This window comes from Citrobacter sp. CF971, assembly GCF_006385635.1.
GTDB classification, from domain to species: Bacteria; Pseudomonadota; Gammaproteobacteria; order Enterobacterales; family Enterobacteriaceae; genus Citrobacter; species Citrobacter freundii.
The window spans coordinates 3,120,685-3,134,048 of the sequence record NZ_CP041051.1 but is presented as its reverse complement, the minus strand read 5'-3'; the positions used below and the strand labels follow the sequence as shown (position 1 = coordinate 3,134,048).

The window sequence follows — 13,364 nt, the reverse complement described above, 5'->3', positions numbered from 1 at the left end:
TTTAATTCCTTATTAAAGAACAGTACATTATATTTAAATGGGCTTAATAACACGATTTTATATTTCCTTCGGGTTTTCTCATGCATTTAATACCTTCAGGAATATAATCAGTTACGGGAGCTGGTCTGGCATCAGGTCTTGAAAGACGATTGGGTATAGAAGACAACAGACTGAAAACACACTCATTAAATGATTTTTGATATTTAATTTTTTCATAAAAGTACTGCATGGTGATTTTATCTCTTTCGTATTGCAATTCTTTGCCAAGCTGAATCTTATCCATATCAACTCCATTTCTCATAGCATTAAATCTTTCGTTCAATAAATTAAATTGAGATTTGTTCCATTCATTTAAAGGAAATAAAGAATTGTTAAGCCTTTGCCTACAATTAGATTGCTCGATAGCTGACATGTATTCTTTCATACTAACGCCAATATCTAAGTATGTGCGTTGTCCTACTGTTCTATCAACTGAGTTATTGGGGTAGGATTTAATTTCAGTAAGTATTGACTCTGTTAATACTGAATTTTCTTCTAAATCTCTGCTAATCGTTTTTTTAGCTTGTTCTCTTTTATCCTCATCAAATATTGAAATGTATTTCTTTACTATATCCTGATTAGCTTTCTCAGCTGCTACTAACGCATCTTGAACCTTCTTTTCCGCCGCTTTAACTCGTTGTTCTTCTACAAATTTCGCGTAGTCATCAGTATTTGTAATGTGATTTTCACGAGCGATAGAAAACTCTTTACTATCTTTAAAACCAAGTTTTTGTGCTCTGGCTTCATCGCTTGAGGATCGGGCAGAACTTGCCACGAATGCAAGCACAATGATCACTACAGGAACCGTATAATTATTAACGAGTTTATAGGGTAAGAACTTCGCTTTAAGCGTACCATAACCCAAAACAGCCCAGCCTATCGCGGCAGTACTTGCCAGTAGCTGGCACAATCCAGCGACGGAAAGCATGATTACCGACCAGAAGCCTGTACCGACTGCGAAAAGATCACCAAATTTCTCCATTGACGCAAGGAATAAAAACACTCCCCAAATGCCATAAATTCCTATTTTTAAATATTTACTCACCGCAATTATCCTTTAATAATTTTCCAAATCGATGGTTCGTTCTATTTGTATTATCGACAATAATTCGTTTGCCTTTAGGTAGATCCCTTAAAAAGGAATCCCCCAAAATTTATAGATTAGCAGTTGTACCACTCTCACTGTTTTGTCACTCCCATTATCTTCTCTCAGGTCAAAAGTACGGACTTAAAGCCGTCCGTGTTCAGGTGCTCAAGAGTAGCACGCATATCAATAATTGATCGATAAAAACGATCGATTAATAACTTATTGATCGCTATAATCTATCAATAGCTATTAATTCAATACAAATCAATAGGTAAAATCGATCAAGAGGATTCGTCATCCATGAAAGGGGTTATGTATCTGATTTCAATACAGGGAGTATTAGCGATACCATCACGCAAACGCTCTTAAAGCGTAGCTACGGCGTTTTGTAGGGTTTTGGTCATTCATGTGTGTCAGTAATGAACATCGCATTCAGGGGCTTCCTGTGCGTTTTGTCCGAAACACCATCATGAAGGGGGACAGATCGGATCGGGGTCGCTTCGCTCTGGTCAGTACTGATAGTGCTTTTCCAGTAACTGAAACCGCAGATCCCCCACTAAGTACACAAAGGAATCAGTAGTATAATAAGTAATTAAATAGCAATCAGTTATGTACTGAATGACAGAACAGAAAAACGCGATTGGTTCGCTCTGCCAGTGACTGAAAGGAACGAAGCAGTAGAACCTAATCCAGCGAACAGTACACGCAAAGCGGGTACTGTTTAATTGTTTTATCTATGTAAACAATGGGATAGCTATCAAGTACTCACTGCGTGAGCACTCTCACTAACTACCCGAAACAGTTCGCTTGCTTCGCCGCTCCTACTTTCAGGTAGTTAATTCGCTTTCGCTCGTTGTTATGTCCGAAATTTATTACCTATAATATTTTAAGGTATTATTTTTCGGACATTTATGTATTTTTATGATGGTGTTATGGACATCATCTTTTGCTTTTTTGTACTTCCTTTTCGTATTTGTTCCACATAGCTTTTTGCTCTTCGGGAGTGAGAGGTGTATCACCACTGTCAAGAAACACCTTGAACGCTTCTAACTCAAGCCCTGGGTTGTGGCCTTTCCAGCGGCGAAAACGCTTAGCGTGCTTATCATTAAGGGTGAAACGCTTTTGCTTATTCTTTGAACCTTGTGGCCTGCCTCTCTGCCTCTGCTCATCATCATCAATACCGATATCTATATACTCAATATTATCTGTAAGAGATCTGGCTTGCCATTCATCAAAAACATAAACACTCTGTGTTTCAGTACTGTCAAAATCCCTTGAAATTCCTCGTAGTACGAACTGGTGTAAACTTTCGTACTCCCTCGCAACATGTATCGCCTCGCCGTCAATCTCAAAGAACAATTCGCACTGTTTAGCCTCTGTTTCAGAGGGACGCATACAAGCGAGCCAGACGCACGTGAGCAAGTGTTGGTACTGGTTAAATCCTCTGGCATCCGGGCTTATCTCTGTGCCGTTCTTAAGGCTCTGAGAATCGCTTTTGTTCTTCGTCCAGTAGAAATCCTGCCCCTCAAGTTTCTCATCAATAAATGAGTATATTTTTTGTACTTTATCAGGGTTATTAGTCTTCCATGTCTTCGATAGTTTTTGATTTTTTGAGAAGTAATAAACCTTTAATCTGTCTTTGAGAGCTGTTTTTCGTGTCAGTAATCCTCCAAGTTCAGTACTTTCAAAGAGTTCTTTATTGCCTTTATAGATCAATGAATTTTCGAAATTAGCTCCGAGAAAGGTGATTGATACGTCTTTGTACTTACTGAGATCTTTCCATGCGGTAATATTAAGCTGTTCCTTTTTCGCATCGGTAAAGTACTCATTATTCATGATGAACATATCATTTTCGTTAATTGCTGGTAGCTGGTTCAAAATATTCTTCAGTACTTCCCCTTGTATTTCTGGTTTTCTTTCTGCCGCAATATACATATTTTTATCATCTAATGTCAGTACATTGTGTATTAATGAATTAAGAATTGCATTTTTTATATTAGTATCACCCTCATTAATATTCTGAAAAGAGTGAAAATTAGTAACGTCGTCAATATAAATATTACAGTCAGATAACAATTCAGGAGGAATTTTGAAAAACGTTTTATCTGTTATGAGTAATGTTTTATTACTACCAGATGAAAAAAAGTTAATAACTGAACTAATAACACTTTCATCTTTTGGTACTGTATCTGTAATTATATACTCGCAATTATTGATTTGCTTTGCTGTCTGCTTAATAAGTTCTTGAGTGTTCTGTACTAAAATATATTTTTCAGTACTGTTATTGATTATATTGCATATAGCAGTAGTTTTACCTGAACCACAAGGGGCGGAGACATACTTAAATTTATTATAAATAGGTGTGGGATTAATCATTTGTACACGCTCCATATTGATTAATGTAGAAAGGTCAGCCATTCCAGTGTCTGGCCTTTCGTTGTTTTAGTTATTAGTATTTTTGAGTTGCGACAACTGCAAGAGAATGTGTATAAACAAGTGAAATAAGCCGTTTTACCGCCTCAAAAGCTACAGTCAGTTTCGTAATTATTTTCGAAAGCATCGTAAATTTCACTTCGCTATCTTCTATGCAAAAATTAGCAGGCTGAGGTATTTAATGATTGAGATGTGGCCTGTTGATAAGAGGGTTTGTATTGCTTGTTCTGCTCTTTGTTAATTTGTGACTTATTCCTTTCACAATGATCGGCTATGTTTGATAACTCTGTTAGGAAATCACCTATGGCTACCATATAATCATGTTCATCTTCTAATTCTTTAAATTTTAATAGAGAAATCTCTTCATAATATTCTTTCATTTTCATATAAACCACCTTTTATTTTTTTGTTGTTAACACAGGTTTTTTTCTGCACTACACATTGTAGCACATAGAATTAATTCGTTTCATTTTCTGTCAATGAAATAGAGTAAAGATAAATGCTTTTATAAAACACTTATCACATCCGTTGCCTTGCTATATATAAAAAGTTCTCCAAACTATACTGGTGTATATTTTCCCCATCAGATACAGTTGTTTTTAAACATTACAATGTTGGATTCTTGGTTCCAAATAAATCGAGCAACTATTGGTGTTTCAAAATGAAGTTGGGAGCTATTCCTTAATTAGTATGAGGTACAAAATGGGGTACTCGGTGGGGTACAGCGTGTATAAGTGACGTCACCACGGGTAAACTTGCATCGGCGAGCAACTTAACCTAAGCTGACAAAAATTAAGAGAAATGTAACCAAACGACTCGGGGTGCCCTTCCTGGTGAAGGCTGAGAAATACCCGTACCACCTGATCTGGATAATGCCAGCGTAGGGAAGTCTGACACTGCCCGTGTCCCTTCTTCGCGCGGGCAGGAGCTGAACCATGCAGCCTGACCTGCACAGCCGCGCGCTCGCGGCTCACACTTTGCACCAATTTAGAACCCTATCCCCGCTCACACACTGTATGACCAATGAGGTCGTGCAAAGCTTTACTGCCAATACATTACTGGCACTGGGCGCATCGCCAGCGATGGTGATCGAACCTGAAGAAGCCAGCCAATTCGCCGCTATTGCCAGTGCATTGCTGGTTAATGTCGGCACCTTAACTCAGGAGCGGGCCACGGCGATGCGCGCCGCCGTTGAGCGGGCTTATCATGCTAAAACCCCGTGGACGCTCGATCCCGTTGCCGTAGGCGCGCTTGAGTTTCGCCGCCGCTTTTGTCTGGATTTACTGTCGCTACAGCCTGCTGCTATTCGTGGCAACGCTTCGGAAATACTTGCTCTCGCCGGCATGAACGGTGGGGGACGCGGCGTGGATACAACCGATACAGCTGTCGCTGCGCTTCCGGCAGCGCAGGCGCTGGCTCGTCAGATTGGGACCATTGTCGTGGTTACCGGCGAAGTGGATTACGTCACCGATGGTCAGCGTACCGTTGGCGTGGACGGCGGCGACCCGTTAATGACTTGCGTGGTGGGCACCGGATGCGCGCTATCAGCGGTTGTTGCAGCCAGTTGTGCCTTGCGTGGTGACCGACTTGATAACGTCGCCTCCGCCTGTAGCTGGATGAAACAGGCCGGGCAAATCGCCACCGAGCAATCAAACGGACCGGGCAGCTTTGTCCCGGCATTTCTCGACGCCCTCTATAACCTGAACGCCCAGGAGTAAGCATGAAACGGATTAACGCATTAACGATCGCCGGAACCGATCCAAGCGGTGGCGCGGGTATTCAGGCCGATTTAAAAACCTTCTCGGCGCTGGGCGCATACGGCTGTTCCGTTATTACGGCGTTGGTGGCGCAAAATACGCGCGGGGTGCAGTCGGTGTATCGTATTGAACCTGACTTTGTCGCTGCGCAGCTGGACTCTGTGTTGAGTGATGTGCGTATCGACACCACAAAAATTGGTATGTTGGCGGAGACGGATATTGTTGAAGCGGTCGCCGAACGTTTGCGTCGCCATCGGGTACAAAATGTGGTGCTGGACACGGTGATGTTGGCAAAAAGCGGCGATCCGTTGCTGTCACCCTCGGCGGTAGAAACGCTGCGTACCCGTTTGCTGCCACAGGTTTCGATTATCACCCCTAATTTACCCGAAGCTGCTGCACTGCTCGGGGCATCGCATGCGCAGACTGAGCAGGAGATGTTAGAGCAGGGAAGAGCGCTACGGGCGCTGGGTTGCGAGGCGGTGTTGATGAAGGGCGGTCATCTGGATGACGCGCAAAGCCCCGACTGGCTCTTTACTCGCGAAGGCGAGCAGCGTTTTACCGCGCCGAGGGTGATGACCAAAAATACCCATGGCACCGGCTGTACGCTATCGGCGGCGTTGGCAGCCCTGCGTCCGCGCCATAACAACTGGGCCGATACCGTACAGGAAGCCAAACTGTGGCTTTCAGCGGCGCTGGCACAGGCAGACACGCTGGAAGTTGGCGAGGGAATTGGTCCGGTGCATCATTTTCACGCGTGGTGGTAATGGGTATACTGGCTGCAGAAACGGCGGCCAGGGAAAAGATAAATGGAACAAGCGCATACCCAGCTTATCGCACAACTGAATGAACGTATTTCAGCGGCGGATAACACGCCGCTGTATATGAAATTTGCGCAGACGGTGAAGAATGCTGTGCGCAGTGGGATCCTGGAGCACGGCAATATCCTACCCGGCGAGCGCGACCTCAGCCAGTTGACCGGCGTTTCTCGGATTACGGTACGCAAGGCGATGCAGGCCCTGGAAGAAGAGGGTGTAGTAACACGTGCCCGCGGTTACGGAACGCAAATCAACAATATCTTCGAGTATTCGCTCAAAGAAGCGCGCGGTTTTTCTCAGCAGGTGGTGTTGCGCGGTAAAAAACCGGATACGTTGTGGGTTAACAAAAGAATTGTACCTTGCCCGGAAGAGGTGGCACAGCAGTTGGCAGTTGTCACAGGAAGTGATGTCTTTCTGCTCAAACGCATTCGTTACGTTGACGAAGACGCAGTATCTATTGAAGAGTCTTGGGTACCCGCACATCTAATTCATGATGTGGATGCCATTGGTGTTTCTCTGTATGACTATTTTCGTAGCCAGCATATTTTCCCACAGCGTACGCGCTCACGCGTTAGCGCCAGAATGCCGGATGCAGAGTTCCAGGCGCACATTCAAATGGATAGTAAAGTGCCGGTACTGGTGATCAAGCAGGTAGCGCTTGACCAGCAGCAACGGCCTATTGAATACAGCATCAGTTACTGTCGTAGCGATCTATACGTTTTTGTGTGCGAGGAGTAGCGCCTCGCGTGATGGGGCGCAATCGCCGCCACGATGCCCAACTACCCAGGACGCCACCGCGTTACCTAACAGCACTGAGTCGGCCAGGGTCCAGCCAGACGCTAGTCCGGCCAGCATGCCGCCGGCATGGCTGTCTCCTGCGCCGATAGTATCAATGACCGCCGTTGCAAATGCCGGTACGCAGCCGTATGTCTGTGCGCTGAAATACCATGCGCCGTCTTTATCGTGACGCACGACCACCGGTGCGGTGAAACGCTGCACCCATTCTGCGCCAAAACCTTCCACATCCTGACTCAATGCAAATCGCTCGGCAGCAATTTCCGCCTCCTGACGATTAAGTGACACCAGCGGACGGCAGGCCATAATTCGTACCAGTAAGGGCTCGGGAATGTCGCCGATGCGCGGACCAAAATCGATAAACGGTGTCACCTCTTCCAGACCTTCCAGCCACTGCACCAGCAATTCACCGCACGGGGACGCTAGCTGATAACCCGAGAGATACACCAGGCTATGACGCGGGATATCCAGCTGTGCCAGCCAGGCGGCATTCCACTGATTCTCAACGCCGCTAAAGGACATAAAGGTACGTTCGCCATCCGGTTCCACCAGCGCCAGGCACCAGCCGTTATCGCCTTCAGCGTTGTCGATCAGGCTGTACAGCCCCTCTTTTGCCATCCGATTGCGGATAATGTCGGCCCACACCCCCTGACCCAGCGGTAACGCATTACTGGCGTCGATACCTAAACGCTTGAGCGCTACGGCAATATTGAGCGCGCAGCCGCCAACGTTCACGCCTTGCTGTTTGAGTTCGATGTCACAGCCTCGCCAGGGAAGGGCATACGCATCGGCAATGACATCAATCACCGCTGCACCCACCACCGTTACTGGCCGCTGTGTACGTAACTGCGAGAGAAGTTGTTGCAGATGCGTATTGCTCATAGCGCCTCCCGCTGCTCACGCAGTCGTATTAACCCGTTGGCGTAGCGGGTAAAGTCCAGCTGATTAACCGCATCCAACTCCTGCTTCAATGCCGGGTCAATCGCGCCGACGCCGTGCAGCGCGCCACAAATGGCGGTAGCCATCGCTCCGATGGTATCGGTATCGCCGCCGAGGTTCGCGCACAGAATGGCGCAGCGGTTGGGATCGGTCTGCGCCAGTTCGACCATCGCGATGGCGCAAGGCACGGACTCAATCGTACTGGTTCCGGCTCCCACCACCTGATACAGCTGTTCGCTGGCAGACTCAATGCCGTCGGCATTACGGACGATTTTCAGCGCCATCTCAAGGCGTGCAGAGAGAGAGGCGCTAAAGGTGGTGATTCGTTTTTGCTGCGCATGCAGGGCAATGGCAGGCAGCGCATCAACAATCTCTGACCATGTTCCTCCGTCGATGGCGCGCGATACCGCCCACGCGACGACAACGGCTCCCGCGATAGCCAGATCCGATTTATGCGTCGGGCTGGAGGCCAGTGCCACATCATCGATAAAGGCATCAAGATTGCGAGCGGGTAGCAGGCATCCCAGTGGCGAAACGCGCATTGCCGCACCGTTGGTCACGCCATTATTCTCCAGTTCGGCGACAGGTTTGCCGTCGCGAATGGCTTTGAGCGCAATTTTTGAGGTCGGGCCGAGCACGTTTTTATTAAAGGCATCAAAACGCTCTGCCCAGGCCAGAATATTGCGACCAATAACGTCGGGTACAATCTCTCCGTCGCACTCAAGCAGGGCATCTGCCAGACACAGCGCCATAGACGTGTCATCAGTAAACTCTGCCTGGTTAAAGTAGCAGGCAGCATTATTTTCCGCCGGACCAGGCAAAAAACTGTCGATCCAACCGAAATGGGCTTTAACCCGGGTTCTTGGCCACAGTTCCGACGGCATGCCCATCGCATCCCCTAACGCCTGCCCATAAAAAGCACCGAGAATACGTTCTGCTTTCATTTTACTTCCCCTTGTTTCAACGCTACATCGCGATCGTCCACCTTAATGGCGGTGATTTCTTTGTCAGATTCGCGAAAGAAAATCATAAACATCACGGCAATGACGGCAATCATGACCGCGCCAAATCCCCACATGCCAGCCCAGTTAAAGGTGAGACCATTAACCGGTTCCTGGTAAGCAAACATTTTTTCCATCATCACGCCGCCCAGACGGTAACCGAGCAGGCTGCCGAATCCCTGACAGCAGAGGGTGATAAGCCCTTGCGCTGCGGTGCGCATGTGAACCGGCGCTTTTTTATCGACATAGATGTAGGCCGTGACGTAATAGAAGTCGTAACTGACACCGTGCAGCAGAATGCCGAGAAACAGCAGGGCGTAAGTGAAATATTCTTCCGCACCACCGTAAACGAAAAATCCGTAGCGGATCGCCGCAGTAATAAGACCAAGCAATAATACCTTTTTAATGCCAAAGCGTTTGGTGAAAAACGGTAGTGCCAGCATAAAGAAGATTTCAGAGAACTGGCCCAGCGTCATCCAACCGGTGGCGTTTTTCATTCCGACTTCTGTCAGGTAGCCGTTGGCGAAGATGTAATAGAACGCCAGTGGCATCGCAAACAGGAAAGAACAAAAGAAAAAGACGAGGAAATTTTTATCGCGCAGCAGGATCAGCGCATCCAGACCCAGCATGACTTTGAAATCCATTTTACCGGTACTTTTTGGTGGCGTATCCGGTAAGAAGAACGCAAAGACGCCCAACAGTGCAGAGCTTCCGGCAGTGATCAGCAGGGGAATATTGGTGGGTGAAATGTCGCTATAGCCAAGCATTTGCGGTAAGAAACCACAGGCCAAACCAGAGGCAATCCAGCCGATGGTTCCCATCACTCGGATGCGCGGGAAATCACGCTCAACGTCCGGTACGTTGGCAAAAGCAATACTGTTAGTCAGCGCAATCGTCGGCATATAGGTCAACGAATAGGCCAGTAACAGCGGGAAGAATCCGCTGAAGGTTGTTTGCTGGGCGGCGAAGTACATCAGAATAGCGCCGACGAACATCAACACCGCCAGCACTTTTTGCGCGGAGAAAAAGCGGTCAGTGATTGAACCGACCAGAATGGGCGACAGGATCGCGGCAATCGCGGTACAAGCGTAGGACCAGCCGATCTCCCCGGCGCTAAAGCCGCTTTTACTCAGCCACAGCCACAGCGGTACAAACCAGGCGCCCCAGATAAACCACTCTACAAACATCATGAACGACAGCTTAACTGTAGTTTTCATCTTTAAATCCTTCATGACAGGTAAGGTACGCATTGATAGTACTATTAGGTAATACCTTTAAAATACCTTTGTGGTCTAAATTTGACCGCCTTAACATTATTTCTTCCTGAATCGAGCCAGCAGAAGTTGCTGAAAAGTGCGCTAAAGATGGAAAAAATACGCAGTCGGTACCAGGCTTAATGCTGCCCGCAAAAAGGCGGGTCAGGACAATCCACATTCCGGTTTCAAATCGGAAATTACGGGAGCATAGCTATGACTGATATTGCGCAGTTGCTTGGCAAAGACGCCGACAACCTTTTACAGCATCGTTGTATGACCATTCCTTCTGATCAACTTTACCTGCCTGGACATGATTACGTCGACCGTGTGATGGTGGATAACAATCGGCCGCCTGCCGTGCTGCGTAACATGCAGACGCTGTATAACACGGGTCGACTGGCCGGGACAGGGTATCTGTCGATTCTACCGGTGGACCAGGGGGTAGAGCACTCCGCTGGCGCATCGTTTGCGGCTAACCCGCTGTACTTTGATCCGAAGAATATTGTGGAGCTGGCTATCGAAGCAGGGTGTAACTGCGTGGCATCGACCTATGGCGTGCTGGCTTCTGTCTCCCGTCGCTATGCGCACCGCATTCCGTTCCTCGTTAAAATTAACCACAACGAAACGCTGAGCTATCCGAATACGTTCGACCAGACGCTGTATGCCAGCGTAGAGCAGGCGTTCAATATGGGCGCGGTTGCGGTAGGGGCAACCATCTATTTCGGTTCAGAAGAGTCCCGTCGCCAGATTGAGGAGATTTCGGCCGCGTTTGAGCGCGCCCATGAGCTGGGTATGGTTACCGTGTTGTGGGCGTATCTGCGTAACTCCGCGTTTAAAAAAGATGGCGTGGATTACCATGTTTCTGCCGATCTTACCGGACAGGCTAACCATTTGGCGGCTACTATCGGGGCGGATATCGTTAAGCAGAAAATGGCGGAAAATAACGGTGGGTATAAAGCGGTTAATTTTGGCTACACCGACGATCGCGTCTACACCAAGTTGACCAGCGAGAATCCAATTGACCTGGTGCGTTATCAACTGGCGAACTGTTATATGGGGCGCGCCGGGTTAATTAACTCCGGCGGCGCGGCTGGCGGCGAAACCGATCTCAGTGATGCGGTCCGTACGGCGGTGATTAACAAACGAGCAGGCGGCATGGGGCTGATTCTTGGACGCAAAGCATTCAAGAAAACCATGGCCGACGGCGTTAAGCTGATTAACGCCGTGCAGGATGTTTATCTGGACAGCAAAGTTACCATCGCCTGATTACAGCCGGGGTGTCGTTGTGTTAGCGCAACAGTGGACAACCCGGCGGCAGTCTGCAACGTAACGCCTCAGGCAGGATTTCAATATGAAACTCCTGTCCGCTGAGCGGTTCGCCGTCAAGATTAAAGGTAATTTCGTGTGGGGCGCGGATATCAAACCACGATGATGCGCCCTCGATGATGTTAGGGTTGTTTTCGGATTGCGTTAACGCCGAAAGCAGCCCTGGCAACAGTTCTTCGCCGGTAAAAATGCGCAGTTGCAACAGACCATCGTTGATCAGCGCCGTTGGGCAAAGCTGTTGCCCGCCACCAGCCTGACGACCATTACCGATACCAATCACCAGCGCCTTACCCTGCCAGTGAAAATCTTCCCCACGAATATCGCAGACGTCGGGTTTGAGCGTATCCATGCGCATTAATCCGTGGATAAAGTATGATACGCCACCCAACGCAGCTTTGAGTTTTTCCGGCGTTTCGGTAGTGATACGTGTGCCGAAGCCGCCGGTCGCCATGTTGATAAAACAGGTTTTATCATTGACCTGCACCATATCGATCGCTGTCGCATTTGCGGCGATAGCCAGCTTTAACGCCTTATCAAGGTCGTCGGGTATCCCCACGCTGGTGGCAAAATCATTTGCCGTTCCCAACGGTAAAATACCCAGCGCCGGAATATTGTCGCCCTGCGACTGGATCAGCGCCGTCGAAACTTCGTTGATGGTGCCGTCGCCGCCGCCGGCAATCACCGTTTCAACGCCTAGCTGACGAGCTTCATCAACGTAGCGTTGGGCATCGCCTTTTTCCCAGGTCACGCGAACATGGATTTCCACGCCTTCATCGCGAAGCTTCGCAATGGCATCACGCAGGGGGAGATTATCAGCACTTTTTCCATTGAGGATCAGTAAACTGGCAGGGAACGCTATCATCCGTTTGCCTCACTTTTTTTCGTTTTAACAAGTGTATGCCAGGAAAGTGTTTATGGCGTAAGAACTGACTGAAAGCGCAGGCGAAGAGATAAAAAAAGCCGCAGAGCGCGGCTTTTCAGATTGGGCAGACGTTACTGCGGGAACCACTGATCGCTGATTTTCTGGTACGTGCCGTCAGCTTTGATTGCCGCCAGCGCGCTGTTCAGTTTTTCCAGCAGGGCTTTGTTATCCGGGCGAACCGCGATGCCAAGGCCAGTACCGAAGTATTGCGGGTCGGTTACTTTGTCAGTGGCTACGCCTAACTGCGGGTTGGTTTTCAGCCACTCGTTAACCACAGCAGTATCGCCAAATACGCCATCAATACGGCCATTTTTCAGGTCGATAATCGCATTCTGATAGCTATCGTAGGCCACGGTTTTCACCTCAGGATGTTTATCCTGCAGGTATTTCTGATGGGTGGTGCCGTTTTCCATACCGATGCGCTTACCTTTCAGGTCGGCAAAGGTTTTATAGGTGTCTTTTTTCGCAATCACCAGCGCGGAGTTGGCATAGTAAGGCTGAGTAAATGCAACCTGCTTGCTACGCTCAGGTGTGATATCCATTCCGGAAATAACCGCATCATATTTCTTGAATTTCAGCGCGGGGATCAGGCTATCGAAAGCGTGATTGGTGAAAGTACATTCTGCCTGCATTTGTTTGCACAGCGCCGTTGCCAGGTCGATGTCAAAACCGACAATTTTATTGCTAGCGTCCAGTGATTCAAATGGCGGATACGTGGCTGATACACCGAAACTAATTTTATCAGCAGCTGAGGCGCCAGCGGCGAAAGTAGCAAGTAATGCGACCAGTACTAACTTTTTCATGGTGGAACTCCCGTCTGTCAATCTTATGATTATTTACCGTGTCTGCGGCGTGGATTAACAATGCCATTTAATGAATTTATATGCAATAAAAATGATTAAATATTTTTAATGGCATAAAAAAAGACGGACAATTTAGGTTGTTGTCCGTCTTTATTATTTTAATTTATGCATATTTGCCGGATGGTGGTGCT

At 47.9% G+C, this 13,364-nt stretch carries 12 protein-coding genes and 1 riboswitch; of the genes, 4 read left to right on the top strand and 8 right to left on the bottom strand.

Going from position 1 to position 13,364, the window contains the following annotated elements; genetic code table 11:
• Window positions 1–43: 43 nt before the first annotated feature.
• The 3 genes from E6P06_RS18710 to E6P06_RS18700 all read right to left on the bottom strand — a co-directional run bounded on the left by E6P06_RS18710 (window position 44) and on the right by E6P06_RS18700 (window position 3,945).
• Entirely contained in the window at window positions 44–1,084 is a 1,041-nt protein-coding gene (locus E6P06_RS18710) for a hypothetical protein (protein ID WP_139935564.1), read from the bottom strand.
• Window positions 1,085–2,065: 981 nt separating this feature from the next.
• Complete coding sequence (locus E6P06_RS18705; RefSeq protein WP_139935914.1) at window positions 2,066–3,502, bottom strand: DEAD/DEAH box helicase family protein; 1,437 nt, start codon at window positions 3,500–3,502, stop codon at window positions 2,066–2,068.
• 218 nt (window positions 3,503–3,720) lie between these two features.
• Window positions 3,721–3,945: a hypothetical protein gene (locus E6P06_RS18700; protein WP_114680514.1), complete on the bottom strand. Its 225-nt coding sequence runs from the start codon at window positions 3,943–3,945 to the stop codon at window positions 3,721–3,723.
• Window positions 3,946–4,366: 421 nt separating this feature from the next.
• A riboswitch (TPP riboswitch) is annotated at window positions 4,367–4,463 on the top strand.
• 31 nt (window positions 4,464–4,494) lie between these two features.
• On the opposite strand from E6P06_RS18700, the gene thiM reads away from it, so the two are divergent.
• From thiM to E6P06_RS18685, 3 genes are read left to right on the top strand one after another with little or no spacing between them, the layout of a single operon-like run.
• Window positions 4,495–5,277 carry a hydroxyethylthiazole kinase gene (gene thiM, locus E6P06_RS18695; RefSeq protein WP_046670053.1) on the top strand — a complete coding sequence of 261 codons (783 nt, stop codon included), beginning with the start codon at window positions 4,495–4,497 and terminating at the stop codon, window positions 5,275–5,277.
• 2 nt (window positions 5,278–5,279) lie between these two features.
• Entirely contained in the window at window positions 5,280–6,080 is an 801-nt protein-coding gene (gene thiD / locus E6P06_RS18690) for a bifunctional hydroxymethylpyrimidine kinase/phosphomethylpyrimidine kinase (RefSeq protein ID WP_003027328.1), read from the top strand.
• Between the two features lie 42 nt (window positions 6,081–6,122).
• The gene (locus tag E6P06_RS18685; RefSeq protein ID WP_003027325.1) at window positions 6,123–6,869 is read left to right on the top strand and encodes a GntR family transcriptional regulator; all 747 of its coding nucleotides are present in this window, start codon (window positions 6,123–6,125) and stop codon (window positions 6,867–6,869) included.
• Here the strand turns inward: E6P06_RS18685 and E6P06_RS18680 are convergent.
• Genes E6P06_RS18680 through E6P06_RS18670 form a run of 3 tightly spaced genes read right to left on the bottom strand, consistent with a single transcriptional unit; the run spans window position 6,843 to window position 10,083 of the window.
• Entirely contained in the window at window positions 6,843–7,808 is a 966-nt protein-coding gene (locus tag E6P06_RS18680) for a PfkB family carbohydrate kinase (protein WP_139935563.1), read from the bottom strand. The two genes, E6P06_RS18685 and E6P06_RS18680, sit on opposite strands and share 27 nt — an antisense overlap.
• Complete coding sequence (locus E6P06_RS18675; protein ID WP_139935562.1) at window positions 7,805–8,809, bottom strand: ADP-ribosylglycohydrolase family protein; 1,005 nt, start codon at window positions 8,807–8,809, stop codon at window positions 7,805–7,807. Before E6P06_RS18675 ends, E6P06_RS18680 begins: the two co-directional genes overlap by 4 nt.
• Complete coding sequence (locus E6P06_RS18670) at window positions 8,806–10,083, bottom strand: nucleoside permease (RefSeq protein WP_003027315.1); 1,278 nt, start codon at window positions 10,081–10,083, stop codon at window positions 8,806–8,808. Before E6P06_RS18670 ends, E6P06_RS18675 begins: the two co-directional genes overlap by 4 nt.
• Before the next feature lie 252 nt (window positions 10,084–10,335).
• Between E6P06_RS18670 and fbaB the strand changes: the two genes are divergently transcribed.
• The gene (fbaB, locus tag E6P06_RS18660; protein WP_003027312.1) at window positions 10,336–11,388 is read left to right on the top strand and encodes a class I fructose-bisphosphate aldolase; all 1,053 of its coding nucleotides are present in this window, start codon (window positions 10,336–10,338) and stop codon (window positions 11,386–11,388) included.
• Window positions 11,389–11,410: 22 nt separating this feature from the next.
• On the opposite strand, the gene yegS is transcribed toward fbaB, so the two are convergent.
• Together yegS and artJ are read right to left on the bottom strand one after the other, a co-directional pair.
• Window positions 11,411–12,310, bottom strand: coding sequence for a lipid kinase YegS (gene yegS, locus E6P06_RS18655; RefSeq protein WP_032949625.1), 900 nt, complete (start codon window positions 12,308–12,310; stop codon window positions 11,411–11,413).
• 131 nt (window positions 12,311–12,441) lie between these two features.
• Window positions 12,442–13,173, bottom strand: a complete 732-nt coding sequence (gene artJ / locus E6P06_RS18650; RefSeq protein ID WP_054528575.1) for an arginine ABC transporter substrate-binding protein ArtJ — start codon at window positions 13,171–13,173, stop codon at window positions 12,442–12,444.
• Window positions 13,174–13,364 lie beyond the last annotated feature (191 nt).

What these genes read in the sequence shown, in the direction of transcription:
- fbaB (WP_003027312.1), top strand. Translation starts at nt 10,336, where the DNA reads ATGACTGATATTGCGCAGTTGCTTGGCAAAGACGCCGACAACCTTTTA.
- E6P06_RS18675 (WP_139935562.1), bottom strand. Translation starts at nt 8,809, where the DNA reads ATGAAAGCAGAACGTATTCTCGGTGCTTTTTATGGGCAGGCGTTAGGG.
- E6P06_RS18685 (WP_003027325.1), top strand. Translation starts at nt 6,123, where the DNA reads ATGGAACAAGCGCATACCCAGCTTATCGCACAACTGAATGAACGTATT.
- artJ (WP_054528575.1), bottom strand. Translation starts at nt 13,173, where the DNA reads ATGAAAAAGTTAGTACTGGTCGCATTACTTGCTACTTTCGCCGCTGGC.
- E6P06_RS18705 (WP_139935914.1), bottom strand. Translation starts at nt 3,502, where the DNA reads ATGATTAATCCCACACCTATTTATAATAAATTTAAGTATGTCTCCGCC.
- E6P06_RS18700 (WP_114680514.1), bottom strand. Translation starts at nt 3,945, where the DNA reads ATGAAAATGAAAGAATATTATGAAGAGATTTCTCTATTAAAATTTAAA.
- yegS (WP_032949625.1), bottom strand. Translation starts at nt 12,310, where the DNA reads ATGATAGCGTTCCCTGCCAGTTTACTGATCCTCAATGGAAAAAGTGCT.
- thiM (WP_046670053.1), top strand. Translation starts at nt 4,495, where the DNA reads ATGCAGCCTGACCTGCACAGCCGCGCGCTCGCGGCTCACACTTTGCAC.
- thiD (WP_003027328.1), top strand. Translation starts at nt 5,280, where the DNA reads ATGAAACGGATTAACGCATTAACGATCGCCGGAACCGATCCAAGCGGT.
- E6P06_RS18680 (WP_139935563.1), bottom strand. Translation starts at nt 7,808, where the DNA reads ATGAGCAATACGCATCTGCAACAACTTCTCTCGCAGTTACGTACACAG.
- E6P06_RS18670 (WP_003027315.1), bottom strand. Translation starts at nt 10,083, where the DNA reads ATGAAAACTACAGTTAAGCTGTCGTTCATGATGTTTGTAGAGTGGTTT.